Origin of the sequence: Halomonas sp. YLGW01 (assembly GCF_014840935.1) — a bacterium.
Taxonomy (GTDB): domain Bacteria; phylum Pseudomonadota; class Gammaproteobacteria; order Pseudomonadales; family Halomonadaceae; genus Onishia.
The window spans coordinates 3,211,266-3,237,460 of record NZ_CP062005.1; the positions used below are offsets into that span (position 1 = coordinate 3,211,266).

The 26,195-nt window shown below is 67.4% G+C and carries 23 protein-coding genes; 14 read left to right on the forward strand and 9 right to left on the reverse strand.

The annotated features are described in order from the left end of the window. Window positions 1–226 precede the first annotated feature (226 nt). Together IEJ03_RS14695 and IEJ03_RS14700 are read left to right on the forward strand one after the other, a co-directional pair. Window positions 227–1,237: a TAXI family TRAP transporter solute-binding subunit gene (locus IEJ03_RS14695; protein WP_192035546.1), complete on the forward strand. Its 1,011-nt coding sequence runs from the start codon at window positions 227–229 to the stop codon at window positions 1,235–1,237. 93 nt (window positions 1,238–1,330) lie between these two features. Beyond that, window positions 1,331–3,511 carry a TRAP transporter permease gene (locus tag IEJ03_RS14700; RefSeq protein WP_192035547.1) on the forward strand — a complete coding sequence of 727 codons (2,181 nt, stop codon included), beginning with the start codon at window positions 1,331–1,333 and terminating at the stop codon, window positions 3,509–3,511. Window positions 3,512–3,669: 158 nt separating this feature from the next. Here IEJ03_RS14700 and metF read toward each other — a convergent pair whose 3' ends face one another. Then, entirely contained in the window at window positions 3,670–4,512 is an 843-nt protein-coding gene (gene metF / locus IEJ03_RS14705) for a methylenetetrahydrofolate reductase [NAD(P)H] (protein WP_192035548.1), read from the reverse strand. A gap of 286 nt (window positions 4,513–4,798) precedes the next feature. Between metF and IEJ03_RS14710 the strand changes: the two genes are divergently transcribed. Further along, window positions 4,799–5,770 (forward strand): AEC family transporter, encoded by a 972-nt coding sequence (locus IEJ03_RS14710; protein ID WP_242457989.1) that lies wholly within the window; start codon window positions 4,799–4,801, stop codon window positions 5,768–5,770. Window positions 5,771–5,831: 61 nt separating this feature from the next. Here IEJ03_RS14710 and IEJ03_RS14715 read toward each other — a convergent pair whose 3' ends face one another. The 3 genes from IEJ03_RS14715 to metK form a co-directional block, all read right to left on the reverse strand. Further along, a complete protein-coding gene (locus IEJ03_RS14715) occupies window positions 5,832–6,950 on the reverse strand; it encodes a diguanylate cyclase (RefSeq protein ID WP_192035549.1) in 1,119 nt (372 codons plus the stop codon). A gap of 81 nt (window positions 6,951–7,031) precedes the next feature. Continuing rightward, entirely contained in the window at window positions 7,032–8,426 is a 1,395-nt protein-coding gene (gene ahcY, locus IEJ03_RS14720) for an adenosylhomocysteinase (RefSeq protein WP_207116431.1), read from the reverse strand. A 174-nt stretch (window positions 8,427–8,600) separates the two neighbouring features. After that, window positions 8,601–9,821, reverse strand: a complete 1,221-nt coding sequence (gene metK, locus IEJ03_RS14725) for a methionine adenosyltransferase (protein ID WP_192035551.1) — start codon at window positions 9,819–9,821, stop codon at window positions 8,601–8,603. 341 nt (window positions 9,822–10,162) lie between these two features. Between metK and tkt the strand changes: the two genes are divergently transcribed. Beyond that, window positions 10,163–12,166 (forward strand): transketolase, encoded by a 2,004-nt coding sequence (tkt, locus tag IEJ03_RS14730; RefSeq protein WP_192035552.1) that lies wholly within the window; start codon window positions 10,163–10,165, stop codon window positions 12,164–12,166. A gap of 164 nt (window positions 12,167–12,330) precedes the next feature. Here the strand turns inward: tkt and IEJ03_RS14735 are convergent, their stop codons facing one another. Further along, the gene (locus tag IEJ03_RS14735) at window positions 12,331–13,383 is read right to left on the reverse strand and encodes a class I fructose-bisphosphate aldolase (protein ID WP_192035553.1); all 1,053 of its coding nucleotides are present in this window, start codon (window positions 13,381–13,383) and stop codon (window positions 12,331–12,333) included. Between the two features lie 260 nt (window positions 13,384–13,643). Here IEJ03_RS14735 and IEJ03_RS14740 point away from each other — a divergent pair, with 260 nt between their 5' ends. The 6 genes from IEJ03_RS14740 (at window position 13,644) to IEJ03_RS14765 (ending at window position 18,708) form a co-directional block, all read left to right on the forward strand. Beyond that, the gene (locus tag IEJ03_RS14740) at window positions 13,644–14,021 is read left to right on the forward strand and encodes a CidA/LrgA family protein (RefSeq protein ID WP_192037348.1); all 378 of its coding nucleotides are present in this window, start codon (window positions 13,644–13,646) and stop codon (window positions 14,019–14,021) included. Then, entirely contained in the window at window positions 14,018–14,740 is a 723-nt protein-coding gene (locus IEJ03_RS14745) for an LrgB family protein (protein ID WP_192035554.1), read from the forward strand. Before IEJ03_RS14740 ends, IEJ03_RS14745 begins: the two co-directional genes overlap by 4 nt. Window positions 14,741–14,884: 144 nt before the next feature. After that, window positions 14,885–15,952: a glyceraldehyde 3-phosphate dehydrogenase NAD-binding domain-containing protein gene (locus IEJ03_RS14750; RefSeq protein ID WP_192035555.1), complete on the forward strand. Its 1,068-nt coding sequence runs from the start codon at window positions 14,885–14,887 to the stop codon at window positions 15,950–15,952. An 86-nt stretch (window positions 15,953–16,038) separates the two neighbouring features. After that, on the forward strand, window positions 16,039–17,211 hold the full coding sequence (locus tag IEJ03_RS14755; RefSeq protein WP_192035556.1) for a phosphoglycerate kinase: 1,173 nt from the start codon (window positions 16,039–16,041) through the stop codon (window positions 17,209–17,211). Window positions 17,212–17,283: 72 nt separating this feature from the next. Continuing rightward, complete coding sequence (fba, locus tag IEJ03_RS14760; RefSeq protein ID WP_192035557.1) at window positions 17,284–18,348, forward strand: class II fructose-bisphosphate aldolase; 1,065 nt, start codon at window positions 17,284–17,286, stop codon at window positions 18,346–18,348. 51 nt (window positions 18,349–18,399) lie between these two features. Beyond that, entirely contained in the window at window positions 18,400–18,708 is a 309-nt protein-coding gene (locus IEJ03_RS14765) for a hypothetical protein (protein ID WP_192035558.1), read from the forward strand. A 51-nt stretch (window positions 18,709–18,759) separates the two neighbouring features. Here IEJ03_RS14765 and IEJ03_RS14770 read toward each other — a convergent pair whose 3' ends face one another. Continuing rightward, complete coding sequence (locus IEJ03_RS14770; RefSeq protein ID WP_192035559.1) at window positions 18,760–19,323, reverse strand: histidine phosphatase family protein; 564 nt, start codon at window positions 19,321–19,323, stop codon at window positions 18,760–18,762. Between the two features lie 335 nt (window positions 19,324–19,658). On the opposite strand from IEJ03_RS14770, the gene IEJ03_RS14775 reads away from it, so the two are divergent. Together IEJ03_RS14775 and IEJ03_RS14780 are read left to right on the forward strand one after the other, a co-directional pair. Continuing rightward, a complete protein-coding gene (locus IEJ03_RS14775; RefSeq protein ID WP_192035560.1) occupies window positions 19,659–20,336 on the forward strand; it encodes an HAD-IA family hydrolase in 678 nt (225 codons plus the stop codon). A 147-nt stretch (window positions 20,337–20,483) separates the two neighbouring features. Continuing rightward, window positions 20,484–20,858, forward strand: a complete 375-nt coding sequence (locus IEJ03_RS14780) for a translation initiation factor Sui1 (RefSeq protein ID WP_192035561.1) — start codon at window positions 20,484–20,486, stop codon at window positions 20,856–20,858. Between the two features lie 17 nt (window positions 20,859–20,875). Here IEJ03_RS14780 and IEJ03_RS14785 read toward each other — a convergent pair whose 3' ends face one another. After that, a complete protein-coding gene (locus IEJ03_RS14785; RefSeq protein ID WP_192035562.1) occupies window positions 20,876–21,763 on the reverse strand; it encodes an NAD-dependent protein deacetylase in 888 nt (295 codons plus the stop codon). A 136-nt stretch (window positions 21,764–21,899) separates the two neighbouring features. On the opposite strand from IEJ03_RS14785, the gene IEJ03_RS14790 reads away from it, so the two are divergent. Next, window positions 21,900–22,811: a nuclease-related domain-containing protein gene (locus IEJ03_RS14790; RefSeq protein ID WP_192035563.1), complete on the forward strand. Its 912-nt coding sequence runs from the start codon at window positions 21,900–21,902 to the stop codon at window positions 22,809–22,811. 134 nt (window positions 22,812–22,945) lie between these two features. On the opposite strand, the gene IEJ03_RS14795 is transcribed toward IEJ03_RS14790, so the two are convergent. Then, window positions 22,946–23,794: a ribonuclease I gene (locus IEJ03_RS14795; RefSeq protein ID WP_242457990.1), complete on the reverse strand. Its 849-nt coding sequence runs from the start codon at window positions 23,792–23,794 to the stop codon at window positions 22,946–22,948. Between the two features lie 122 nt (window positions 23,795–23,916). Between IEJ03_RS14795 and IEJ03_RS14800 the strand changes: the two genes are divergently transcribed. Beyond that, entirely contained in the window at window positions 23,917–24,759 is an 843-nt protein-coding gene (locus IEJ03_RS14800; protein WP_192035564.1) for a hypothetical protein, read from the forward strand. A 41-nt stretch (window positions 24,760–24,800) separates the two neighbouring features. On the opposite strand, the gene IEJ03_RS14805 is transcribed toward IEJ03_RS14800, so the two are convergent. Next, window positions 24,801–26,138: a deoxyguanosinetriphosphate triphosphohydrolase gene (locus IEJ03_RS14805; protein ID WP_192035565.1), complete on the reverse strand. Its 1,338-nt coding sequence runs from the start codon at window positions 26,136–26,138 to the stop codon at window positions 24,801–24,803. Between the last annotated feature and the right edge of the window lie 57 nt (window positions 26,139–26,195).

The following is a 26,195-nucleotide window of genomic DNA, read 5'->3' on the forward strand; positions in this document are numbered from 1 at the left end:
GCCCGTCATCTCGACACCGCGCCAACTGTGCGGAAACCCACACACCCCGAGACGACCTCCATGCGGACTCCCGGACACGCGGCGCAGAAGGGCTATCGACCTTGGTCGAAAGAAAATTTCGCAAACTACTGATAAAGAAGAGACTGTTCGTGTAACGGCATGCCGGTTGCCCTGTATAGGGCGCCAATACGCTCGCTTCCAAGGCAACAACAAAAGAGGACGTCGCATGTCAGTTCAACCGCACACCCCTAAGCCCCTCGTCGCTCGCCGCCTGGCCCTCGTCTCCGGCGTGATGCTCGGCGGCCTGATGATGGCCAGCGCCGCCCAGGCCGATCGCAGCGAATGGCCGGAGAGCTTCACCGTGGGCACCGCCAGCCAGGGCGGCACCTACTTCGTCTATGGCTCCGGCTGGGCCAACCTGGTCGCCGACGAACTGGGCCTGTCCGGCGGCGGCGAGATCACCGGCGGTCCGACCCAGAACCTGGCGCTGGTGCACAGCGGTGACATCGCCTTCGGCCTGACCACCATGGGCCCGGCCGCGGATGCGGTGAACGGCAAGAGCCCGCTGGCGCCGGGCTTCAAGATGGACAACGTCTGCGCCATGTTCCCGATGTATGAGACCCCGTTCTCGATCGCCGCCCTGTCGAGCTCGGGCATCACCGCGATCGACGAGATCCCGGATGGCGCCACCATCGGCTTCGGCCCGGCCGGCTCCACCTCCGATACCTACTTCCCGCTGATCCTCGAGGAGCTGGGCGTGAACTTCGAGCGTCGCAACGGCGGCTGGAACGACCTGGGCAGCCAGCTGCAGGACGGCCTGGTCGACGTCATCGCCTTCGCCGCCGGCATTCCGATCCCGGCCGTCAGCCAGCTCGAGGTGCAGACCGACGTCAACATCATCGAGTTCACCGAGGACGAGCAGGCCAAGGCCGCCGCGGCCTTCCCGGTGTCGGAGTTCACCATTCCGGCCAGCACCTACCAGACGCTGACCGAGGACGCCAACGCCGTCTCCATGTGGAACTTCGCCATCGCCGGCTGCGACCTGCCGGAAGACCTGGTCTACGAGGCCACCAAGGTCACCATGGAGAACAACGACAAGATGATGTCGGTGCACCGCAGCGCCGCAACCTCCATCCCGGAGAATGTCGGCAAGAACCAGGTGCTGCCCTTCCATCCGGGCGCCGCGCGCTGGTTCGAGGAGAACGGCTACGAGATCGACCCGGCGTTGATCAAGTGAGCCGCTGATACCTAGCCACCTCCCGGCCCCGGCACGCTGCCAGGGCCGGGCTTGCCTCTTCCACTCCACCTCCCACTGCAGGGTAACCCCCCCATGAGCACGTCATCTCCCCAGGGACCGGTGCCCCAGGACGCCGCCCCCGAGGCCATCGCCCAGGGCGTCGACGAGGATGTCATCGAATCCAACCGGCGCCTCTTCACCGGCTGGCAATGGTGGCTTTTCGGCGTCGCCGCCGTCCTCTATTCCAGCTTCCACCTGGTCTCCCTGAACATCTATCCGCTGGAGACCTGGTCGTTTCGCATCGTGCATATCTGCGGCGCCCTGGTGCTGGGCTACGGCCTCTACTCGGGCGCCCGCTTCGCCGACGATGCCACCCCGGCCAGCGGCCGCGGACTCAGGCTCGCCGGCTACGCCCTGCTGCTGCCGGCCGGCTATGCCCTGCTCCAGGTCGTGCTGATGTGGCAGACCATGGCCGGTGGCGCCATGCGCATCGAGCCTACCATCGAGACCTGGCAGTACGGCCTGCCGCTGCTCGTCGCCACCGGCGGCGCCATCCTGCTGTCCTGGGCCACCCGCCAGGCCCGCGCCCGGCTGGCCGCTCCGGACCTGGTGCTGATGGTCTGCGCGCTGGCCAGCGCCGGCTACCTGCTGGTGATGTACAACTCGCCGCTGCGCATGTCCACCGGCACCCCCTTCGCCCCCATGGGCATCTCCTATGCGGCCATCGCCGGCGCCGCCCTGATTCTCGAGCTGACCCGCCGGGTCGCCGGCCTGGCCCTGGTGATCATCGCCGCGGTCTTCCTGACCTATGTGTTCGCCGGGCCCCACCTGCCGGGCTTCCTCGGCTATCCGGGGCTCTCGGTGGGTCGCTTCTTCAGCCAGGTCTATACCGACGCCGGCATCCTGGGGCCGACCACTGCGGTGTCCTCGACCTACATCATCCTGTTCATCATCTTCGCCGCCTTCTTGCAGGCCTCGAAGGTCGGCGACTACTTCGTCAATTTCGCCTTCGCCTGCGCCGGCCGCGCCCGGGGCGGCCCCGCCAAGGTGGCGATCTTCGCCTCCGGCCTGATGGGCATGATCAACGGCACCAGCGCCGGCAACGTGGTCTCCACCGGCTCGCTGACCATCCCGCTGATGAAGAAGGTCGGCTATCCTGCACGCAGCGCCGGCGCCATCGAGGCCGCGGCCTCCACCGGCGGGCAGATCATGCCCCCGATCATGGGTGCCGGCGCCTTCATCATGGCCGAGATCACCGGGATCCCGTATACCGAGATCGCCATCGCCGCCATCATCCCCTCGATCCTCTACTTCGCCTCGGTCTACTTCATGGTCGACTTCGAGGCCGCCCAGAAGGGCATGCGCGGCATGCGCAAGGACGAGATCCCGCTGTTCTCGAAGCTGATCAAGCAGGTCTACCTGTTCGCGCCGATCATCATCCTGATCGCCGCGCTGTTCATGGGCTACTCGGTGATCCGCGCCGGCACCCTCGCCACCGCCTCGGCGGCCGTGGTGAGCTGGATCTCGCCCAACAAGATGGGTATCCGCGCCATCCTCAAGGCCATGGAGCTGGCCAGCACCATGGCCATCCAGATCATCGCGGTCTGCGCCTGTGCCGGCATCATCGTCGGGGTGATCTCGCTGACCGGCGTCGGCGCGCGCTTCTCCTCGCTGCTGCTCGGTCTGGCAGGCGTCAGCCAGCTGCTGGCACTGTTCTTCGCCATGTGCATCTCGATCCTGCTGGGCATGGGCATGCCGACCACGGCGGCCTATGCGGTAGCGGCGTCGGTGGTGGCGCCGGGCCTGATCGAGATCGGCATCCAGCCGCTGATCGCCCACTTCTTCGTGTTCTACTTCGCGGTGGTCTCGGCGATCACGCCGCCGGTGGCCCTGGCCTCCTACGCGGCCTCGGGGATCTCCGGCGCCAATGCCATGCAGACCTCGGTGACCTCGTTCAAGATCGGTCTGGCCGCCTACATCGTGCCCTTCATGTTCTTCTACAGCCCGGGCATCCTGATGGAAGGCTCCTGGATGCAGATCCTCAGGGTCGGCGTCACCGCGACGCTCGGCATCGTGCTGCTGGCGGCCTCGGTACAGGCCTGGTTCTTCGGCCACATCAATGGCCTGATCCGCCTGGCGCTGCTGGCAGGCGCGGTATGCATGATCTATGGCGGCCTCGTCAGCGACCTGGCCGGCATCGCCATCGGCGCCGCCATCTTCCTATTGCAGCGCCGCCACGGCGATGGCGGCAAGGGTGCCGCGGCCGGCGCCTGATGCCGCCCCGCTCCCCCAGCGGGGGAGCGGGCCTTGCTCATTCTCTTATGGATGCATGAAACAACGGGGCCCCGCCATTGGCGGGGCCCCGTTGCGTTTTAGCGCCAGAGCCGGCCGGCTCATGGCGTCAGATCAGGCGGCTAACTCAAGCGACTGATTCAGGCACCCAGGTTGTCCAGCACCTTCAGCGAGGCCCGGGACTGGTTGAGGGTATAGAAATGCAGGCCCGGCGCGCCGCCGTCGAGCAGCCGCTCGCAGAGGCGAGTGATCACCTCCTCGCCGAAGGCCTGGATGCTCTCGCTGTCGTCGCCGTAGGCCTCGAGCTGCTTGCGGATCCAACGCGGGATGTCCGCCCCGCAGGCATCCGAGAAGCGCGCCAGCTTGGTGTAGTTGGTGATCGGCATGATGCCGGGAATGATCGGCGTCTCGACCCCCAGCTTGCGAGCGCGCTCGACGAAGTGGAAGTAGGCGTCCGGGTTGAAGAAGTACTGGGTGATGGCGAGGTTGGCACCGGCCTTGACCTTGCGCGCGAAGTTCTCGAGATCGCGCTCGAAGCTCGGCGCCTGCGGGTGGCTCTCCGGGTAGGCGGCCACCGCGATCTCGAAGTGATCGCCGGTCTCCTCGCGGATGAACTCGACCAGCTCGTTGGCATAGCGCAGCTCGCCGATGCCGCCCATGCCCGAGGGCAGATCGCCGCGCAGGGCCACCAGGCTGTTGATGTCATCCTCGCGATACTGGGCCAGCAGCTCGCGCAGCTCGCCCTTGTCGCTACCGATACAGGACAGGTGCGGCGCGGTGTTGATGCCGGACTCGCGCACCGCCTTGACGGTCTGGGTGGTACGGGCCTGGGTCGAGCCGCCAGCGCCGTAGGTCACCGAGAAGAAGCGCGGCTTCCGCGCGGCCAGGGCATCGCGCACGCCGAGCAGCTTTTCCTTCCCCGCCTCGGTGTTGGGGGGAAAGAACTCGAAACTGATGCCTAGCGGATGCTCTTGTGCGCTCATGGATTCAACCCTCGTCGGTCGCCTGACCGGCGACTCTGTCTGTCATGTTGTGCATGGCTCGGGGCCGGGCCCGACCTTTCTGTTGACGGATTGTGACCTCCCCCCCGCGCCCCGGCTAATGAAAGTTTCGCGCCCCCTGTATCGATTTCATTCATATAAAAATCGGGCCGAGCATAACCATTAGGCCTAAGAGGCGCACCTGGCGGGATTCCGACGGACCCAACTGCTGGACGATTCAGGCCCCATCGCACCGGCCCGGCCGCTGACAGGCGGGGAGCGGCCAGGCATGATGAGGCTTTCATATCAGGAGATACCGATGGGGGAGCTCGACCTGGGCGCCAACCTGCTGGCACCGCTGTGGATGCTGCTGGCCTTCGTCGGCCTGGGCGCGCTCTGCGCCCGCCGGCTGTCGCTGGATCCGCGCCCCATCGCCACCCTGCTGATCTACGTGATCGCCCCGGTGACGGTCTTTCGCGGCCTGGTGCTCGGCGGCCCCACGCCGGCCTACCTGCTGCTGACGCTCGGGGTCTTCGTCACCGCCAGCCTGATGTGCCTGATCGTCGGCCTGCTCGCCCGCCCCTTCTTCCCCGCCGAGGAGGCCTCGCTGCTGGCCTTCTCCGCCGGCACCGCCAACACCGGCTACTTCGGCCTGCCGGTGGCCATGGTGCTGCTGTCGCCGGAGGGGGTGACTCTGTACCTGTTCTGCCTGCTCGGCATGAATCTCTTCGAATTCACCCTGGGTTTCTATATCAGCGCCCGCGGGCGCTTCTCGGTACGCGACAGCCTTCACAAGATCCTGCGCCTGCCGCTGATCTACGCCTTTATCGCCGCCCTGGCGATCAGCGGCCTGACGCTTCCGCTGCCGGCGGCGCTGATGGAGGGACTCGAGGTCTTTCCGCCCACCTACACCCTGCTCGGGATGATGATCATCGGCATGACCCTGGGGCGCTTAAGCCTCAAGGAGGTGGACCCCGGCTTCATCGCCGCCGCGCTGGCGGTGCGCTTCGGGCTCTGGCCGTTGGTCAGCCTCGGCGGCGTGCTCCTGCTGCGGACCACCCTCGGCATCGGCGAGGAACTGGCGCTGGCGCTGCTGCTGATCGGGGTGGTGCCCCTGGCCGCCAACCTGGTGGTGGTGGCCATGGAGGTGGGCAGCCGGGCCGACAAGGCGGCACTCGCCGTGCTGGTGAGCACCCTGCTCGCCCCACTGGTGATGCCGCTCTATCTGGCGGGCCTGCGGGAGCTACTGGCGCTGGGCTGAGGTCCGGCGATCCCGCATGCCCATGTGCCGGCCTGAGGCGAAAAGGAACAGTCGGCCTCCCTCAAGCGCGCCTTACCTGGCGCTTGTGGGCATACATGGCCCCATCGGCTCGCCGGATCAGATCATCCACGTCGATCGGCCCCTCCCGCCAGGGCTCGTAGCGGGCGATCCCCACGCTGGCCGTGATCCGGGAATCCGGGCAGCCTTCGAGACGACAGGCGTCCAGGCGCTGCTGGAACGCCACCTTCCAGGCCTCGGCCTCGGCCTGCTTGGTCTGCGGCAGCACCACCAGGAATTCATCCCCACCCAGGCGACAGGCGACATCCTGCGGGCCGACGCTCTCGGCCAGAGCCGTCGCCACGCTGCAGATCAGCTGATCCCCCATGGCGTGCCCGTAGGTGTCGTTGATGACCTTGAGCCGGTCGACATCCACCAACAGGACCGAGACGGGCTGCCAGGCCTGCAGGGCATTGGCCAGGGCGCCTTTCAGCACACCGATCCCCCGCTGACGGTTGGCGAGCCCGGTCATGACATCGAAATTGGCCAGCTGGCGCAGCTCCTTCTGCTGCTCGGCGAGCCGCTCGAAGGCCATCTTCGCCTCGGAATGTCTCAGGCTCAGCTCCGACATCAGCCAGGCCGAGCGCTGACCGTTGACGGTATGCACCCAGCACAGCAGCAGCGAGAGCAGTAGACCGATGAACGGCAACACCCCGCCGAAGGCCAGCAGCTCCTGCCACCCGAAGGGGCTCCAGACGGCCAGGGCGGCGCCATAGGCGACCAAGGAGATCAGGTTGAAGAACAGCACACCCGGCCAGCGCCAGTGGAGTAGCGGCAGGAGGCAGAAGGCGATCGCCAGGCCAAGGTGACTCATGATCAGTACATTGCCATCCTCGATCAGGACGGCCGACGACAGGAAGAAGCCCTCGGCCGCCAGCAGGCCGATCAGCAGCGCCGCCCGGCTACGCGCCGGGCGGCCTTGCTGCCACCATAGGCAGATGCCCAGCACGGCGACCAGAAGCAGCCGTGCGCCCGGCAGCCATGGCCAGTGCTGTGGCACGAGCATCACATCGGCCGGCAGGAAGCACGCCAGGCCGATCATGCTCCCTGTCAGCGCAACCCCACGATGGCGAGCCTGTAATCGGGTCAGCTCATGAGAAATATCGGGTACCGCTTGCTCCATGCCCATCTCCTTGATGCAGGCCTCCCGCCTGCCTCTGTTCCCTGCCTCGATGCGACGCTTGCCGGCCGGCGAGGCGCCTGATCAGTAGCGATAACTGTCCGGTTTGTAGGGGCCCTCGGCGGATAGCCCCAGATAGTCGGCCTGAGCCTGGGTCAGGCGCGTCATCACCCCGCCGAAGCCCTCGACCATGTAGCGGGCGACCTCCTCGTCCAGGTGGCGAGGCAGCACCGACAGGGTCAGTGCCGCGGCGCGTGACTGCTCAGGCAGGTCGGCGAAGCGGCCCTCGAAGAGGTGGATCTGCGCCAGCACCTGGTTGGCGAAGGAGCCATCCATGATCCGCGAGGGATGACCGGTGGCGTTGCCCAGGTTGACCAACCGCCCCTCGGCGAGCAGCAGCAGGTAATCGTCGCTCTCAGGGTCGTAGTCGCCCGGGTCGCTGTCGCGGTAGACCTTGTGGACCTGCGGTTTGATCTCCTCCCAATGCCACTGGCGGCGCATGTAGGCGGTATCGATCTCGCTGTCGAAATGGCCGATGTTGCACACCACCGCGCCTTTCTTGAGCGCCTTGAGCATCGGCGCGTCGCAGGCGTCGATATTGCCGGTGGCGGTGACCACCAGGTCGATCTTGCCAAGCATTGCCGCATCGAGGCTGGCCACGCCGCCGTTATGCCCCTCGAGGTAGGGGGACACCACCTCGAAGCCGTCCATGCAGGCCTGCATGGCGCAGATCGGGTCGATCTCGCTGACCTTGACGATCATGCCCTCCTGGCGCAGCGAGGCCGCCGACCCCTTGCCGACATCGCCATAGCCCACCACCAGCGCCTGCTTGCCGGCCAGCAGGTGATCGAGGCCCCGCTTGATGGCATCGCTCAGGCTGTGGCGACAACCGTACTTGTTGTCGTTCTTCGACTTGGTGACGGCATCGTTGACGTTGATCGCCGGCACCTTGAGCCAGCCATCGCGCAGCATCTCGTGCAGGCGATGCACCCCGGTGGTGGTCTCCTCCGAGATGCCGTGAACGGCCTCGAGCAGTTCCGGGCGCTTCTCGTGGAGCAGGGCCGTCAGGTCGCCGCCGTCGTCGAGCACCAGGTTCGGTGTCCAGCCCTCGGGGCCCTCGACGGTCTGCTCGATGCACCACCAGAACTCCTCCTCGGTCTCGCCCTTCCAGGCGAACACCGGGATGCCCGCCGCGGCCACCGCCGCCGCGGCATGATCCTGGGTCGAGAAGATGTTGCAGGACGACCAGCGCACGCTGGCGCCCAATGCGACCAGGGTCTCGATCAGCACCGCGGTCTGGATGGTCATGTGGATACAACCGCTGATCCGCGCACCGGCCAGGGGACGAGACGCCCGGTACTTCTCGCGGATCCTCATCAGCGCCGGCATCTCGGTCTCGGCGATGCGGATCTCGCGGCGGCCCCAGTCGGCCAGGGAGGGATCGGCGACCTTGTGGTCACCGATCGGCACAGCGGGCATGGCGGGTCGGTTCATGCAACACCTCGGTCAGGGTGGCGAAACGATACTGTCCCTAATATAGGTGGCCTACCCGACTCTCACCATGTCGACCGATAACCCTGATGCCCGCGACGGGGCCGGATACGCAAGGACCCGCCGAAGCGGGTCCCTGTCGTCACGCGCCTCGACGCCGCCTCACAGGCCGGCGGAGCGCTTGAGTGCCTCGACCTTGTCGGTCTTCTCCCAGGGGAAAGCCGTGAAGGTCTCGGTCTGCACCTCGCCGTTGACGTCGGTCCAGTCATAGCTGGTCTCGAACGGCTCGCGACCGAAGTGGCCATAGGCCGCGGTCAGCTGATACATCGGGTGCAGCAGGTCGAGCATGCGGGTGATCGCATTGGGACGCAGGTCGAAGTGCTCGCGCACCAGCTCGATGATCTTGGCATCGCTGATCTTGCCGGTGTCGAAGGTATTCACAGACACCGAGGTCGGCTCGGCCACGCCGATGGCGTAGGAGACCTGGATCTCGCACTTGTCGGCGAGCCCGGCGGCGACGATGTTCTTGGCCACGTAGCGGCCGGCATAGGCGGCGCTGCGGTCGACCTTGGACGGGTCCTTGCCGGAGAAGGCGCCGCCGCCGTGGCGGGCCATGCCGCCGTAGGTATCGACGATGATCTTGCGCCCGGTCAGGCCACAGTCGCCCACCGGCCCGCCGATCACGAACTTGCCGGTCGGGTTGATGTGGTACTGGGTGGTCTCGGTCAGCCACTCGGCGGGCAGCACCTGCTCGATGATCTCGCGCTTGACCATCTGACGCAGCTCATCCTGGTCGATCTCGGGATCGTGCTGGGTCGAGAGCACCACCGCGTCCACCGCTACCGGCTTGCCGTCGTCGCCGTAGCGGAAGGTGACCTGACTCTTGGCGTCCGGGCGCAGCCAGGGCAGCATGCCGCTCTTGCGCAGCTCCGCCTGGCGCTCGACCAGCCGGTGCGAATAGTGGATCGGCGCCGGCATGAAGGAATCGGTCTCGTTGGTGGCATAGCCGAACATCAGGCCCTGGTCGCCGGCGCCCTGATCTTCGGGCTTCACGCGGTCGACACCCTGGGCGATATCGACGCTCTGCTTGCCGATCAGGTTGAGCACGCCGCAGGTCTCGCCGTCGAAGCCGACATCGGAGGAGGTGTAGCCGATATCCATGATGACCTGGCGCACCAGCTCCTCGAGGTCGACCCAGGCCGAGGTGGAAATCTCGCCGGCGACGATGGCCACGCCGGTCTTCACCAGGGTCTCGCAGGCCACGCGCGCCTGCTTGTCACGGGCGATGATGGCGTCCAGCACCGCGTCGGAAATCTGGTCGGCGATCTTGTCCGGATGCCCTTCGGACACGGACTCGGAAGTAAACAGGGAGTATTCGCTCATGGCGTCCTCGACCCTCTATCAATAACGGCCTATCAAAAACGGCGTGGGGGGCACAGCACGGCGGCTGAGGCTGCATCGCCGACTGCCTTTCTCGGTGGCAGGCGTGACGCGCGACGGGCCCAGGGGCCTCGGGGGCGGGATTCTACACCAGAGGAGTCATCGGTTCCTAGAAGCCCCGCGGGGCGCGGCAATTGATGGTTGCGCGCTTCTCGGCGACAATACGCCCCCTGAATCCAGCGTGCCGCATGCCGCGGTGCCGTTCCGCCATCTTGCTCGAGCCGCCCGCCCTGCCCGCGGAGCCGCCCGGGCATTGCTTATTGCCGCAGGCGAGGAGCTTGTCAATGCCGTCCCGTTTCGAACTGGCCAATGCCATTCGCGCGCTGTCCATGGACGCCGTGCAGAAGGCCAAGTCTGGCCACCCCGGTGCCCCCATGGGCATGGCCGATATCGCCGAAGTCCTCTGGAACGACTTCCTGAGCCATAACCCGGCCAACCCGCACTGGGCCAATCGCGACCGTTTCGTGATGTCCAACGGCCACGGCTCCATGCTGGTCTACTCGCTGCTGCACCTGTCCGGGTATGAGCTTTCCCTCGAGGACCTGCAGCACTTCCGTCAGCTGCACTCCAAGACCCCGGGCCACCCCGAGTTCGGCTACACGCCGGGCGTGGAGACCACCACCGGCCCGCTGGGTCAGGGCTTCGCCAATGCCGTGGGCATGGCCATCGCCGAGCGCACCCTGGCGGCCCAGTTCAACCGCGACGGCCACGAACTCGTCGATCATCACACCTACTGCTTCGTCGGCGACGGCTGCCTGATGGAAGGCGTCTCCCACGAGGTCGCCTCACTGGCCGGCACCCAGGGCCTGGGCAAGCTGATCACCTTCTACGACGACAACGGCATCTCCATCGATGGCGAGGTCGAGGGCTGGTTCACCGACGACACCGCCAAGCGCTTCGAGAGCTACGGCTGGCACGTGGTGCCCAACGTCGACGGCCACAAGCCCGAGGAGATCAAGGCCGCCGTCGAGCTCGCCAAGAGCCACGACGACAAGCCCAGCCTGATCATCTGCAAGACCATCATCGGCTTCGGCTCCCCCAACAAGCAGGGCAAGGAAGAGTGTCACGGCGCGGCGCTGGGTGAGGACGAGGTGGCCGCGGCCCGCGTCCAGCTCGACTGGCCCCACGCGCCCTTCCACATCCCCGAGCCGATCTACCAGGGCTGGGACGCCACCCAGGCGGGCGAGGCGCGCGAGGCCGAATGGAATGCGCGGTTCGCACGCTATGCCGAGGCCTTCCCGGCCGAGGCTCGCGAGTTCACCCGCCGCATGAAGGGTGAGCTGCCCCGCGAGCTGACCAGCGAGGCGCTGATCGAGCAGGCCCAGAAGCAGGGCGAGAGCATCGCCTCACGCAAGGCCTCTCTCGGCGCCCTCAATGCCCTGGGCCCGCAGCTTCCCGAGCTGCTCGGCGGCAGCGCCGACCTGGCGCCGTCCAACCTGACCTTCTGGGAGGGTGCCCAGGCGATCAGCCCGGCCGAGCCCGGCGGCAACTACCTGCACTACGGCGTGCGCGAGTTCGGCATGGCCGCGATCATGAACGGCATCGCCCTGCACGGTGGCTTCGTGCCCTACGGCGCGACCTTCCTGATCTTCTCGGAATACATGCGCAATGCCGTGCGCATGGCGGCCCTGATGGGGCAGCGCGCCATTCAGGTGTTCACCCATGACTCCATCGGCCTGGGCGAAGATGGCCCGACTCACCAGCCGATCGAGCAGCTGACCACCCTGCGCTCGACGCCGAACCTGTCGACCTGGCGCCCGGCCGATGCCGTCGAGACCGCCGCCGCCTGGCATGCCGGCCTCAAGCGTCACTCAGGCCCCACCGCTCTGGTGCTGTCCCGCCAGGGCCTGCCGCACCAGGCCCGCGACAAGCACCAGCTGGCCAACATCCAGCGTGGCGGCTACGTGCTCAAGGACTGTGAAGGCACCCCGGAACTGATCCTGATCGCCACCGGCTCCGAGGTCGGCCTGGCCATGGACGCCGCCGCCACGCTTGGCGAGCAGGGCCGTGCCGTGCGCGTGGTGTCGATGCCGTCCACCGATGTCTTCGACGCCCAGGACGCCGCCTACCGCCAAGCGGTGCTGCCGCTGGAAGTCGGCGCGCGCATCGCCATCGAGGCCGGCCACCGCGACTTCTGGTTCAAGTACGTGGGCCTCGAGGGCCGCATCATCGGCATGGACAGCTTCGGCGAGTCCGCCCCGGCCGGCGATCTGTTCAAGGAATTCGGCTTCACCGTCGAGAACCTGGTGAGCGAAGCCGAGCAGCTGCTGGACGACGCCGCCGAGTAAGGCACGCGCGACGCCGCGACAGCGGCGTCGAGTGCAGCGTCGGCTGCAACGCAGAAGGGCACGGCGAACGCCGTGCCCTTTTTTGTGTCCGCCGGTCCTCTTCCTACTGGTGCACTGTCCTCCGATGTTGCGTCTGCCAGCGTGGTGCCTGCCGAAACCGCCCGTCAGGCAATGGTGACCTGCGGGTCCAGATAGACATCCTGAATGGCGTTGAGCAGCTGAACGCCCTCGGCCATCGGCTTCTGGAAGGCCTTGCGTCCGGAGATCAGCCCCATGCCGCCGCCGCGCTTGTTGATCACCGCGGTGCGCACCGCCTGGGCCAGGTCGCTCTCGCCACCGGAGGCGCCGCCGGAGTTGATCAGCCCGGCACGGCCCAGGTAGCAGCTCGCCACCTGATAGCGGGCCAGGTCGATGGGGTGCTCGCTGGTCAGCTCGCCATAGACCCTGTGGTGAGTGTGGCCGAAGCCGATCGCCCGATAGCCATCATTGGTCTCGGCGAGCTTCTGCTTGACGATGTCGGCCTTGAGGGTCGCCGCGAGGTGGATCGCCTGACCGGTCAGGTCGGCGGCGACGTGGTAGTCGGTGCCCTCCTGCTTGAAGGCCGGGTTGCGCAGGTAGGCCCACAGCACCGTGACCATGCCAAGCTCATGGGCTCGCTCGAAGGCCTCGCTGATTTCCTCGATCTGACGGCGGCACTCCGGTGAGCCGAAATAGATGGTCGCCCCCACCGCCACGCAGCCCATGGCGTGGGCCTGATCGACGCTGGCGAACAGGGTCTGGTCGTGCATGGTCGGGTAGGTCAGGGTCTCGTTGTGGTTGAGCTTCAACAGCAGCGGAATCTTGTGGGCGTAGCGCCTTGCGACCGAGGCCAGCCCGCCCAGCGTCGAGGCCACGGCGTTGCAGCCGCCCTCGAGGGCCAGCTCGACGATGTTGGCCGGGTCGAAGTAGAGCGGGTTGGGCGCGAAGGAGGCGCCGGCCGAATGCTCGATGCCCTGATCGACGGGCAAGATGCTCAGATAGCCGGTACCGCCCAGCCGGCCGTGGTTGTAAAGGGCCTGCATGTTGCGCAGCACCTGGGGGCTCCTGTCGTTGTCGATCATCACCCGGTCGACGAAGTCCGGTCCCGGCAGGTGCAGCTGCTCGCGGGGAATCGCGCTGCAGCGGTGCTCCAGCAGGTAACTCGCTTCATCGCCCAGGATCTTGGCGGTCTCACTCATGGTCATGCGCTCCTTGCAGGGGTGGCGAAGGGAAATGCCGTGCGGGTGCCCTTTCAGCGTAGCCAGCGCCGGCTCGACCACAAGCGGGCGCGTCACGCTCATCCCCGGCGCACGTCAGGCCCGATGCACAGGCGACACGCCATGGCCCGGTCGGTCGGCCAGGAGCTTTTCCCTCGCTCTCAAGGCATCATGGCGCCTGAGAGAGGGGGCTATTCAGAAAGGGACTATTCAGCAAGGGACTATTCAGGAGAAAGGACGTGATCGCAGTATTGCGCGGGTTTCTATGGCTGACGGCCTTCTGGCTCGCCGGCAGGACGCTGGTCGTGCTGCTCGACCTGCCGATCTCGGCGGGGGTGGTGGGCATGCTGTTGATGACCGCCATGCTGATGCTGCGCGGCGGGCGGCTCAGTGACATCGCCGCCGCCAGCCAGCCGCTGATCGGCCTGCTGGCGATGCTGATCATGCCGGGCGTGGTGGGCGTGTTCTTCGTCGCCGATGAATTCGCCGGCCAGTGGCTGGCGGTGGCGGTGGCTTTGGTGGGAGGCACCCTGGCCAGCGTGCTGACCACCCTCTTGCTGATGCGCCGCTGCATCCCCGCTGAGCCCACCGCGAACACGCCGGACGAGACCCCATCATGAGCGCGTCTCTCATCGAGCTGCGCGAGGCGCTGCTGGCCACCCCGCTTGCGTCCATCGCCCTGACGCTCGCCGCCTACCTCGCCGCTCTGTGGGCCGTCGAGCGCCTGGGGCGCCCCAGCTGGTGCCCGGCGGTACTGCTGGCCGCCCTGCTGGTCGCCGCCAGCCTGTGGGCACTGTCCATCGACGTCGCCGACTACCGTCGCGGCGCCGACTGGCTGATGCTTCTGCTGGGCCCGGCCACGGTGGCGCTCGGCGTGCCGCTCTACCAGCAGCTTCACCACATCCGCGCGCTGTGGAAGCCGCTGGCGCTGAGCCTGCCCCCGGCGGCGGCCTTGGCCTCCTGCTATTCGGTGGCGCTGGCCTGGGCGCTGGGCGCCAGCCCCGAGGTCATGGCCTCGCTGGCGCCCAAGTCGGTGACCGCGCCGATTGCGCTCGGCATCATCGAGGAGCTGGGCGGCTCTGTGCCGCTGCTGATGGGCGGGCTTTTGATCACCGGCGTGATGGCGACCCTGGCGGTCAGCCTGCTGGCCCCGCCGCTGGGCATTCGCGACCATCGCATCCTCGGCTTCGCGCTGGGGGTCAATGGCCACGCCATCGGCACCGTGCGCGCCTTCGAGATGAGCCCCACCGCCGGCGCCTTCGCCTCGCTGGGCATGAGCCTGACCGGCATCCTCACGGCCCTGTGCCTGCCGCTGGCCTGGCGCCTGCTGGGGTTCTAGGGGCTCGCCTGCCCGGCGCTTCCGGGCCGCCCTGCAGGGCGCGCCCTTTTGCGCTAGAATCGCCCTTTTCTTGCCATCGAGCGCGCCCCGCCGCCCCGCGGGCGCCTGCTGAGGGAAATCGACATCGTGGAGCCCGAGCGTCCCATGGCCTATCGGATCGCCATCAACGGTTACGGCCGCATCGGCCAATGCGTGCTGCGGGCGCTGACCGAGCGCCAAGCCCATGACAATCGGGTGCCGGGCGACGCCTCGCCCGTCATCGAGGTGGTGGCCATCAACGAGCTCTCCGATCTCGACACCATCACCTACCTGACCCGCTACGACACCACCCACGGGCGATTCCCCGGCCGCGTCGAGGGCCGCGACGGCCACCTCTATATCGATGATCGGCCGATCCGGGTGCTCAGCGAGCCGGACCCGGACCGCCTGCCCTGGCGCGAGCTCGACATCGACCTGGTGGTCGAGTGCTCGGGCAGCTTCAAGGACCGGACCACCGCCGAGCGCCACCTCGACGCCGGGGCCAGGCGCCTTTTGTTTTCCCAGCCCGCCGAGAGCGACGTCGATGCCACCATCGTCACCGGGATCAACGATGCCGACCTGACGCCTGACTGCCGCATCGTCTCCGCTGCCTCCTGCACCACCAACTGCCTGGTGCCGGTGCTGACCATGCTCGACGAGGCGCTGGGGGTCGAGCACGGCGTGACCACCACCATTCACTCGGCGATGAACGATCAGCCGGTGATCGACGCCTACCACCAGACCGACCTGCGCCTGACCCGCTCGGCGATGCAGTCGATCGTGCCCGTCGACACCGGACTGGCCCGCGGCATCAACCGCCTGATGCCGCACCTCGCGGATCGCTTCGAGTGCCTGCACGTGCGGGTGCCGACCATCAACGTCTCGGCCATGGATCTGGCCATCTGCGTGCGCCAGGACACCTGCGCCGAGGCCGTCAATGCGCTGCTCAAGCAGGCCTGCCACGAGCGGCTCTCGGGCCTCGTGGGCTACACCGAGGAGCCCATGGCCTCGGTCGACTTCAACCACGACCCGCGCTCCGGTATCGTGGACGCCACTCAGACTCGCGTCGCCGGCGGCCGGCTGATCAAGATGCTGTGCTGGTTCGACAACGAATGGGGCTTCGCCAACCGCATGCTCGACGTCACCGAACGACTGGCAAGGCTAGGCGCCGTCCCGACAGTCGACGAGCGATGACCCGGCAAGGCAATGCCTGAAGGCCCCGGCATGAGCGTCGCCCTCGTCTTCCCCACCTGGCTTGCAACCCAGAGGACTCTGCCCCGATGAATGTTCGCAAGATGACCGACCTGGACCTCGCCGGTCAGCGCGTGCTGATCCGCGAAGATCTCAACGTGCCGATCAAGAACGGCCATGTCACCAGCGATGCGCGGCTGCGCGCCTGCCTGCCGACCATCCTTGCCGCTCGCGATGCCGGCGCCAAGGTGCTGCTGATGAGCCACCTGGGCCGTCCCACCGAGGGCGAACCGGCCGAGGAGTTCTCCCTGGCACCGGTCGCCGAGCGTCTCGGCGAGCTGCTCGAGCGCCCGGTACGCGTGGTCAAGGACTACCTGGGCGCCAACGTCGACGTGGCCGATGGCGAGGTCGTGCTGCTCGAGAACGTGCGCTTCAATACAGGCGAGAAGAAGGACGACGAGACGCTTTCCAAGCAGTACGCCGCCCTCTGCGACGTCTATGTGATGGACGCCTTCGGCACCGCCCACCGGGCTCAGGCCTCGACCCACGGCGTGGCACGCTTCGCCCCGACCGCCTGTGCCGGCCCGCTGCTCGCCCGCGAGCTCGAGGCCCTGGAAAAGGCGCTGGCCACCCCGGCACGCCCGATGGTGGCGATCGTCGGCGGCTCCAAGGTCTCCACCAAGCTCGACGTGCTGACCGCGCTCTCCGAGAAGTGCGACCAGCTGATCGTCGGCGGCGGCATCGCCAACACCTTCATCGCCGCGGCGGGCTACAACGTCGGCAAGTCGCTGCATGAAGCCGACCTGGTCGATCAGGCCAAGGCGCTGATGGCCAAGGTCGAGATCCCGCTGCCCACCGACGTGGTGGTGGCCACCGAGTTCTCGGAATCCGCCGAAGCGGTGACCAAGCCGGTCGATCAGGTCGAAGACGACGAGATGATCCTCGATATCGGCCCCGACACCGCGGCCCGCCTGGGCGGCCTGCTCAAGGACGCCGGCACCATCCTGTGGAACGGCCCGGTGGGCGTGTTCGAGATCGACCAGTTCGGCCGCGGCACCGAAGCGCTGTCGAAGGCCATCGCCGAGAGCAACGGCTTCTCGATCGCCGGCGGCGGCGACACCCTGGCGGCCATCGACAAGTACGGCATCGCAGAAAAGGTGTCCTACATCTCCACCGGCGGCGGCGCCTTCCTCGAGTACGTGGAAGGCAAGACCCTGCCGGCGGTCACGGCCCTGCGCGCCGCCTTCGAGGCCGCGAAGTAACCAAGCCCCCACATCCCTTGATCCTCACGGCGTGGCCCTGCCGCGCCGTCCTCATGTACAACAGGTGAGTTCATGGCACTTATCAGCATGCGCCAAATGCTGGATCACGCCGCCGAGTACGGCTACGGCGTCCCGGCCTTCAACGTCAACAACCTCGAGCAGATGCGCGCCATCCTCGAAGCGGCTGACAAGACCGATTCCCCGGTCATCGTTCAGGCCTCCGCCGGGGCCCGCAAGTACGCCGGCGCGCCCTTCCTGCGCCACCTGATCCTCGCCGCGATCGAGGAATTCCCGCATATCCCGATCGCCATGCACCAGGACCACGGCACCAGCCCGTCTGTCTGCCAGCGCTCCATCCAGCTCGGCTTCTCCTCGGTGATGATGGACGGCTCCCTGGGCGAGGACGGCAAGACCCCGGCCAGCTACGACTACAACGTCGACGTCACCCGCCGCACCGTCGAGATGGCGCATGCCTGCGGCGTCTCCGTCGAAGGCGAGCTCGGCTGCCTGGGCAGCCTCGAGACCGGCATGGCCGGCGAGGAAGACGGCATCGGCGCCGAGGGCAAGCTCGACATGGAGCAGCTGCTCACCGACCCGGAAGAGGCCGCCGATTTCGTCAAGGCCACCGGCGTGGATGCCCTGGCCATCGCCATCGGTACCAGCCACGGCGCCTACAAGTTCACCCAGCCGCCCACCGGCGACACCCTCTCGATCCAGCGCATCAAGGAGATCCACGCCCGCATCCCCGACACCCATCTGGTGATGCACGGCTCCTCCTCGGTACCGCAGGAGTGGCTCGAGGTGATCAACGAATACGGCGGCGCCATCCCCGAGACCTACGGCGTGCCGGTCTCCGAGATCGTCGAAGGCATCAAGCACGGCGTGCGCAAGGTCAACATCGACACCGACCTGCGCCTGGCCTCTACCGGTGCCGTGCGTCGCTTCCTGGCCAACAACCCGGCCGAGTTCGACCCGCGCAAGTTCATGAAGGAAACCGTCAGCGCCATGCGCGATGTCTGCATCGACCGCTACGAAGCCTTCGGCACCGCCGGCAACGCCTCGAAGATCAAGCCGCTCAGCCTGGAAGAGATGTTCAAGCGCTACGAGCGCGGCGAGCTCGATCCCAAGGTCAAGTAAGCCCTCCCGCCCACCGGCCTCGCGCCGGTGGGCACCCGCTCAGGACCCGCCATGCACAATCTGTGGATACCCGTCGTCGCCATCCTGGCCGTTGCGGCGATGATCTTCGGCGGCCAGGCCTATTCCGAAGCCGAGCGCGATGCCCATATCGCCGCGCTCATCGGCGACCGCCTCGATAGCCAGACCCCGGCCGAGATCTCCCACCTGGCGAGGGTCAACAAGGGCTATGGGGTGTGCGGCGACTATGCGCTCTCAGGCGCCGACACCGGTCGCTTCTACTACAACAGCGCCACCGAGCGCCTGGCGCTGGGCACCGCTGCCCCCCTGTATCGCGACAACTGCGCCAACGTCTCACACTGACCCCTTCAATGTCCTGACGGGCACCTTCACCGAGGCGCGATAAGCAGCGCGTCAGTGTCGCAGCCGCCCTACCACGTCAAGCGCGCCACCCTCCGGCGCCAGCACCAGCATCTCGCCGGAGCGCGGATAGACGCCGGTGAGCGCCGTGATGTTGACCTGATGGGTGACCAGCACCAGTGTGCCTTCGCCGTTCCAGGCCGCGATCAGCGCGCGCAGCTCACGGGTCTGCCCCTCGGCCGCACCGCGGTTACGAAAGAAGGAATCCAGCGCCGGGGTAGGGATCACCTCGCCAAGCGCCAGCAGCTCGGCGGTGTCGAGGCAGCGACACCAGCGGCTGGAGCGCACCGCAGTCACCTCGATGCCCCGTTCGCGAAACCGCTCGCCGATGGCGCGCGCCTGGGCACGGCCTTCCTCGGAAAGGTTGCGCTGGGTGGTGCAGTCATCGAGCGTGAAGCCCGCCGGGTCGCCGGTGCCAGGCGCCAGTGCATGGCGCATCAGGGCAATGTGACCACCTTGGGAAAGCGCGGCCCAGGTGGCGTGGTGGTCATCCAATGGCTGCGCCCCCGCCGGATGGGGTGCCAGCAAGGAGGCGGCGACCAGCAGAAGCGCCAGCATCGGCACTATCAACCGCGATGACGTCAAACGGCATCGGAACATGGGGACCTCGGAGTGGGCATCGGGAAGGAGCGCAAGTCTTGCGCTCAGCCTAGTCCATCGCGCCTCGTCCACCTCCTGCCTAGCACCGCGCGGCAGTGCCATTCGTCATCGCCGACGTCGTTCGGCTCGTTTGCCCACTTCCCCTGCGGATCCGCTTCGAATTAAAGAACACTGTTCCAAAATTGACTACACTATCGATATGCTCCGACGCGCCTACTTCAAGCTCCGGTGACGCGCGCCGATAACGGTAACATTGGTATGATGTCCCCCTGTCTTGCCCCAGAGGATCGGCGATGACAATTCCGCGATGCCTGCTGTTCGACTGCGATGGCACCCTGGTCGACAGCGAACCCCTGCTGGCCGCCGAGATGGCGACGAGCCTCTCGGCACTCGGTCTCCCCTTTGCCCCCCATGATTATATGGGCGAGTTTCGCGGCGCCCGCTTCATGAACATCGTCGCCGAACTCCAGCGCCGCCACGGGACAATCGACCCCGAGGCGCTCAAGCAGGGCGAGGCCGACATGCGCTCGCGCCTGGCCGAGCGGCTGGCCAGCGAGCTGACGCCGCTGCCCGGCGTGCGCGAGGCACTGGAGGCGCTATCCGGCTATCCCCGGGCGGTGGTCTCCAACGGTCCGGAGACCAAGATCCGCACCGGCCTCACCACCACCGGCCTGAGCGATTACTTCGGCGACCGGCTGTTCAGCGGCTATACCGTCCAGTGCTGGAAGCCGGACCCCTGCCTCTACCTGCATGCCGCCAGTCTGATGGGCTACGAGGCCCACGAATGCATCGCCATCGACGATGCCATCGTCGGCGTCAAGGCGGCGCTGGCCGCCGGCATGCGCGTGATTCATCTGAACCGTTTCCCGGACGTGGAGACTACCCCGGAAGGCGCGATCCAGATCAGCAACATGCATCAGCTGCCCACGGTGGTCGGCCACCTGGCGCATGAGGCGGTGGCCAGCCTCTGAGCCAGGCTCGCCTGCCGCCCTTGCTTATCCACAGCCCTCGCCAGACGGGCGGCTGTGGATAAGAAGCGGTGAGGCCGTCGCCCCATGAGTCGCGGGCGGTGCTGCGCTATCATGGCGGCATCCATTCTTCACCGTCAGGAGCGCGACATGGCTTCCCTGCAGGATCAACTGCGCGGCCTCGTCTATTCCACCGAGCATGGCGAGACCTGCCCCGACTGCCGCCAGCCGATCAACGACTGCGAGTGCCAGGCACTGGCCGAACGCGAGCGGCTGGCCGGCCTCGACGGCATCGTGCGCATCCGTCGCGAGACCAGCGGGCGCAAGGGCAAGGGCGTGACCACCATCGACGGCGTGCCTCTCCCCGAGGCCGAGCTGAAGGCGCTGGCCAAGACGCTCAAGAAGCGCTGCGGCACCGGGGGCGCGGTCAAGGACGGGGTGATCGAGATCCAGGGCGATCATCGCACGACGCTCAAGGACGCGCTGGAGGCCCAGGGCTACAAGGTGAAGCTGGCCGGCGGCTAGGCTCGTGTCAGACAAGCCTAGCCAGGCGACGCCTCGAGGACCGCGACCAGCGCGGCCAGGGTGGCGCCGATCGGCCGTTCGAGCTTGAGCGCGAACAGCGCATCCGCCCGGGTGCGACCCAGGTTGAGACAGGCGATCGGCTTGCCGCGCTGTGCGGCCACTCGGGCAAAACGATAGCCGGAATAGACCATCAGCGACGAACCCACCACCAGCAGGGCGTCAGCCTCGTCCACGGCGGCCAGTGCGGCCTTAACCCGGGACACCGGCACACTGTCACCGAAGAACACAACGTCCGGCTTGAGCACGCCGCTGCCGCAGCGGCCGCAGGGCGGCACCCGGAAGTCTGCGAAGTCGACCTCCAGGTCGGCATCGCCATCCGGTCCCGCCACGGCGTCGAGCTCCCGCCAGTGAGGGTTCTCGGCCTCGAGCTCGGCATGCAGGTCATGGCGCATGCGCCGCGCCTGGCAGCTCATGCAGCGCACCATCTCGGCACGGCCGTGCAGGTCGATGACCCGCCGGTTGCCGGCGCGCTGGTGCAGGCCATCGACGTTCTGGGTGATCAGGGTGTGCACATGGCCCAGCGCCTCGAATCGGGCCAGGGCATGGTGTGCCGCCCCCGGGCGCGCCTCGCTGAGCGCACGAAAGCCGACCAGAGCCCGTGCCCAGTAGCGTTGGCGGGCGGCGTGACTCTGCATGAAACGCTGGTGCTGCATGGGCGGCGGCCGCTTCCAGTCGCCGGCGGCGTCGCGGTAGTCGGGAATGCCGCTCTCGGTGCTGACCCCAGCACCGGTCAGCACGACGAGCCGCGGGTGGGCGCGCACGAAGGCGGCCAGGGCCGCGACATCCACCTCAGCGGCGACGGCAGCATGAGGGGCATCTGAGCACGTAGGGGATGACGGGGGCATGGCCTCTCTCTACTGTGGATGGGGCGCTAATGTTGATGGGGCGCTTCTGTCAGCATTAGGCGTTTGGGGCGTGGTCTCGGCTTCCCCGGCCCTCTAGAATGAATCCCCTCGCATCCTTTCGGGCAAGGAGGCCTCGATGGCCTGGCTGGAATACCTGCTACCGCTGATCTTCCTGTTCCCGCTGGCGGCCATGGCGGTGATCGTGGTCGCGCTGCGCAACCTGCACGACGCGCGCGTGAGCTCGCCCTTCGATGCCCACCCGCTGCGGGAGCCCGGCCAAGTGCTGCGCGACCGACTCGACCGCGCCTTCGCCGGCCTGTTCCTCGACGGCGCCCTGGGCCCCATCGCCGTGCTCGCCCCGCTGGTCTACGGCATGGGGCGAATGCTCTTCGCCGAGCGTCAGAACTGGCTCGAATGGTCGCTCTACGGGGGGCTCAGCACGGCGCTGGTGCTGATCTGTTGCCTGCGCCTGACCCGGGATTTTCAGCGCATTCGCCGTCTCAAGCTGGGGCTCGCCTGCGAGCTGGCGGTGGGTCAGGAGCTGCAACGCCTGGTCCGCCCCGAGACGCACCCCTACTTCATTTTCCACGATATCCCCGCCGATACCTACACCATCGATCATGTGGCGGTCACGCCCCATGGGGTCTTCGTGATCGAGACCCGGGCCCGCACCCAACCGCTGGATGCGCGCGGCGTGCCTCAGACCCAGGTGGCGGTCGAGGCCAAGCGGCTGCGCTTCCCCGGCTGGAGCGAGCGCCAGCCGCTGCGCAAGACCCGCCAGGCAGTGGCCTGGCTGCGCCACTGGCTTGGCCGGGAGTGCGGTGCCGAGGTGCCGGTGGCCGGTATCCTCGCCCTCCCGGGCTGGGACATCGACAGCAGCGACGCCCCTGCGGATATCCAGGTGGTCGACGGCGACCGGCTGGCCGCGCTGCTCACCGAAACGGAACTCGCCCCGTTGTCCGATGCGCTTCACGATCGCATCAACCAGGCGCTGATGCGGCGGGGGACCCATCTGCTGCCGGCACACCTCGACGGCCCCTCGCTCTAGGAGGGCCTTCTCGCTCGTCGATCGTGCGTCGATTGACCTGTCTTTCTTCAGAAGACCTCTCTATCGAAGGTCCGTCTTCCTCGCGGCGCTCCTTCCATGGACGATCCAGACCGCCACTGGCCACTAACTGGCCGCTAGGAGGAACCGCCCACCAGCTGCACCCGGGGCGCACAGCGCCCACGCCCCAGCGCCACCAGGCTGTCAGCGGCGGGGAAGGCCCCCAGCCGCTCGGCGGCGATGCCGATGCGCACCTCGGTGAGCACCCGGTTGCCGCGACCGCCGCACTCAAGGCGCAGCGCGCGCCCCGTGCCCTCGCCGAAGGCGGCCTCAAAGGCCGCGATCAGCGCATTCCGCGTGACCTCGCCGCCACGGTGGTGGTTGACGAAGGCCCCGAAGGCGCTGGCGTTCACCGTCTCACGCAGGGCCACGGCGGCCGCGAAGTAGTCGTCGACCGGCAGGGCCAGACAGGCGGCATGCTTGGCGTACTGATAGCGACCCAGGCAGCTCACCCGCCCCGGCATGGCGTGATCCAGCGAACGATCCAGTGCCTGAGGCAGATTCAGCGGGGGGTGAGCGCGGCAGAAGCTGCCGCTGGGACGCGGCGTCTCGATGAAGCAGCCCTGACGCCACCACCGCTCGCGCCCGATGCCGCGCGCCTCGAGGCGTGCCGGCAGCGAGGGCCATAGCCCGTGCAGCACGAAGCCCTCCGCCGCGCCTGGCGCCAGCGACGGCTCCCGACACTCGCGGGGCGGCCGGCGACGCGTGTGGCAGAAGCCAGGGTGCCAGGTCAGCGCCAGGGTGTAGTGATCGAACCCCGAGCCCTCCAGGGCGGCAAGGGGGGCCAGCTCGGACGACGCGGTCGGCGGCGCCTCGGATCGGGCGGCGGCCGGCCCGCTCGGCGCCAGCACGAGCAGCAACGCCAGCCCCATCAGCACCGCCAAAACGGGCCAGCGGCGACGGCAGCCGGAGGAAGATCGCGACATGCTGTCTCCTTTCATCAAGGGGTTAGCGAACGGGGGATCGATAGTGCTGCGATAGTGCTTGCCAGACCGCGAGCCCCGGATAATAATCCGCGCCTTTCGCAGGAGTTGACGAACATTCCCTAATGAAGATTATCACGTTCGACGTCTTTCGCACCCTGGGCATTCCCGGCGTTCGCTACATCAAGCCCGAGCGCATGTATGATCATCTCGACGAGATCCAGGCGGCCGACTGGCTGTTGTTCCCGGCCTACTGGCAGCTGCACACCCTGGTCTACGGCCTCAAGGCGCGCATCTTCCCGAGTCTCGCCAGCTACCACCTGGGCCACACCAAGGTCGAGCAGACCCGCGCCTTCATGGCGCTGTGCCCCGAGCATGTACCGCCCACCGAGATCCTCGATTCCTCCCGGGCCTCGCAGGAGCGGGTCGAGGCACGCTTCGGCTATCCCTTCATCGCCAAGCGCATCAAGAGCTCAATGGGCGAAGGCGTCAGCCTGATCGATTCCCGCGAGGCCCTGCACGCCCACCTCGAGGAAGAGCCGGTGCTGTATGCCCAGGCACGACTGCCGATCGATCGCGACCTGCGCATCGTGGTGGTCGGCGGCGAGGTGCTCACCGCCTACTGGCGTGTCACGCCCCTCGGCGGCTATCGCGCCAATGTCAGCCAGGGCGGACGCGTCGCCCACGACGACATCCCCGAGGCGGCCATCGCCCTGGCCCTGCGCCTGGCCCGGGAACTCGATATCGATCACGCCGGCTTCGATATCGCCATGGTCGACGGTCACCCCTACGTGTTCGAGTTCAACCGCCTGTTCGGCAATCAGGGCATCGCCGACAGCAGCAAGCGTATCGGCCTCGCCATCCAGCGGGTGATGGGACTCGGCGACGACCGGGACCCGGACGGCGATCCCGACGGCGACCCGAACCGTGACCCGGACGGCGAGCCGCCGCTCCAGCTCACCGCCTGACCTGCCTCGACACGAGGCGACCGACGACGGGCGCCCGGGCGTCAGTCGCCCTTCAGGCGTCCGCCCATCTCCTGGGCCAGGTCCACCGCATAGTGATCGGTCATGCCGCCGATGAAGTCGAGCATGCGCCGGTAGCTGTCGTAGAGGCTCCAGGACGCCCGCGGCGTGTTCTCGCCGATCAACGCCAACACCCGCTGATGCTTGAAGGTCGAATGCCCGGTGGTATGCAGCTCATGAGCCGCACCGATGAAGGCTTCTAGCAGGATGCCGAGGGTGGTGTAGGCGCCGATCTCCAGCTTGGCCTTGCGTTCGTTCTGGAAGATCCGCTCCCGGGCCAGCTGTTTGGCGGCGGTCACGCCCCAGCCGAGATCCGGGTGGCAGAGCTCCAGCAGGTCGTCGCTGAGGGTGCCGGCGAGCAGCTCGTGCTCGTGCTGGACGAAGACCGCGCCGACATCGTTGACCGCCCGTTCCATGGCGGCGCCGCGCAGGGCGGCGATGCGGCGGCGCTGGGACACGCCCTGCTCGCCCATGGCGTGATAGTCGGCCGGCTCGCCGCCGGCGATCTGGATCAGGATCTCGGCGACCTCGTCGAAGCGCAGGATGCCCATCTCCAGGCCGTCCTCGAGATCCAAGAGCGCGTAGCAGATGTCGTCGGCGGCCTCGACCAGCCAGGCCAGCGGATGGCGACACCAGGCCCAGTCGTCGCGCTGCTTGAGGCCCAGCCGGCGCGCCACCTCGGCGAGCTGCTCGCGCTCCGACTGATAGCAGCCAAACTTGCCGGCCGAACCGCCGTGCTCCACCGTCCAGGGATACTTGAGCAGGGTGCCCAGCGTCGCCCCGGTCAGGCGCATGCCGCCGTTGAACTGGTTGTATTCGATCTGGGTGACGATGCGAAAACCCTGGGCGTTGCCCTCGTAGGTCAGCAGATCGCGGCGCTGAAGCGGCGACAGCTCCTCGAGATAGCCCAGGCCATCGGCCTCGGCGCGCTTGAACCAGTCGCGTATCGCATACTCGCCGGCATGACCGAAGGGCGGGTTGCCGATGTCATGACCGAGGCACGCCGCCTGCACGATCACGCCGAGATCCGCCGGGGTGATCCAGTCGGGCAGCCGCTCGCGCAGCCCCTCACCGACGATCATGCCGAGGCTCCGGCCCACGCAGCCGACCTCCATCGAATGGGTCAGGCGGGTGTGGATATGATCGTTGTCGGTGAGCGGATGGACCTGGGTCTTGCGGCCCAGGCGCCGGAAGGAGCCGGCGAAGACGATCCGGTCATGATCCTTGTGGAAGGGGCTGCGGCCCAGCTCCTCACGGGGCGCGCGGGGCTTGTCGTTGAGCCGGTGAGGATCCAGCAGGCGTTCCCAGTGCATCAGCGTCATGGCGCCTCCAAAGGTCAGGCTCTCCATTCTGGCACCCCCCTTCGCCCCCCGCCAGAG

Excerpts from the sequence above, each read along its gene's own strand:
- IEJ03_RS14695 (WP_192035546.1), top strand. The coding sequence starts at position 227 with ATGTCAGTTCAACCGCACACCCCTAAGCCCCTCGTCGCTCGCCGCCTG.
- IEJ03_RS14700 (WP_192035547.1), top strand. The coding sequence starts at position 1,331 with ATGAGCACGTCATCTCCCCAGGGACCGGTGCCCCAGGACGCCGCCCCC.
- metF (WP_192035548.1), bottom strand. The coding sequence starts at position 4,512 with ATGAGCGCACAAGAGCATCCGCTAGGCATCAGTTTCGAGTTCTTTCCC.
- IEJ03_RS14710 (WP_242457989.1), top strand. The coding sequence starts at position 4,799 with ATGATGAGGCTTTCATATCAGGAGATACCGATGGGGGAGCTCGACCTG.
- IEJ03_RS14715 (WP_192035549.1), bottom strand. The coding sequence starts at position 6,950 with ATGGAGCAAGCGGTACCCGATATTTCTCATGAGCTGACCCGATTACAG.
- ahcY (WP_207116431.1), bottom strand. The coding sequence starts at position 8,426 with ATGCCCGCTGTGCCGATCGGTGACCACAAGGTCGCCGATCCCTCCCTG.
- metK (WP_192035551.1), bottom strand. The coding sequence starts at position 9,821 with ATGAGCGAATACTCCCTGTTTACTTCCGAGTCCGTGTCCGAAGGGCAT.
- tkt (WP_192035552.1), top strand. The coding sequence starts at position 10,163 with ATGCCGTCCCGTTTCGAACTGGCCAATGCCATTCGCGCGCTGTCCATG.
- IEJ03_RS14735 (WP_192035553.1), bottom strand. The coding sequence starts at position 13,383 with ATGAGTGAGACCGCCAAGATCCTGGGCGATGAAGCGAGTTACCTGCTG.
- IEJ03_RS14745 (WP_192035554.1), top strand. The coding sequence starts at position 14,018 with ATGAGCGCGTCTCTCATCGAGCTGCGCGAGGCGCTGCTGGCCACCCCG.
- IEJ03_RS14750 (WP_192035555.1), top strand. The coding sequence starts at position 14,885 with ATGGCCTATCGGATCGCCATCAACGGTTACGGCCGCATCGGCCAATGC.
- IEJ03_RS14755 (WP_192035556.1), top strand. The coding sequence starts at position 16,039 with ATGAATGTTCGCAAGATGACCGACCTGGACCTCGCCGGTCAGCGCGTG.
- fba (WP_192035557.1), top strand. The coding sequence starts at position 17,284 with ATGGCACTTATCAGCATGCGCCAAATGCTGGATCACGCCGCCGAGTAC.
- IEJ03_RS14765 (WP_192035558.1), top strand. The coding sequence starts at position 18,400 with ATGCACAATCTGTGGATACCCGTCGTCGCCATCCTGGCCGTTGCGGCG.
- IEJ03_RS14770 (WP_192035559.1), bottom strand. The coding sequence starts at position 19,323 with ATGCTGGCGCTTCTGCTGGTCGCCGCCTCCTTGCTGGCACCCCATCCG.
- IEJ03_RS14775 (WP_192035560.1), top strand. The coding sequence starts at position 19,659 with ATGACAATTCCGCGATGCCTGCTGTTCGACTGCGATGGCACCCTGGTC.
- IEJ03_RS14780 (WP_192035561.1), top strand. The coding sequence starts at position 20,484 with ATGGCTTCCCTGCAGGATCAACTGCGCGGCCTCGTCTATTCCACCGAG.
- IEJ03_RS14785 (WP_192035562.1), bottom strand. The coding sequence starts at position 21,763 with ATGCCCCCGTCATCCCCTACGTGCTCAGATGCCCCTCATGCTGCCGTC.
- IEJ03_RS14790 (WP_192035563.1), top strand. The coding sequence starts at position 21,900 with ATGGCCTGGCTGGAATACCTGCTACCGCTGATCTTCCTGTTCCCGCTG.
- IEJ03_RS14795 (WP_242457990.1), bottom strand. The coding sequence starts at position 23,794 with ATGTCGCGATCTTCCTCCGGCTGCCGTCGCCGCTGGCCCGTTTTGGCG.
- IEJ03_RS14800 (WP_192035564.1), top strand. The coding sequence starts at position 23,917 with ATGAAGATTATCACGTTCGACGTCTTTCGCACCCTGGGCATTCCCGGC.
- IEJ03_RS14805 (WP_192035565.1), bottom strand. The coding sequence starts at position 26,138 with ATGACGCTGATGCACTGGGAACGCCTGCTGGATCCTCACCGGCTCAAC.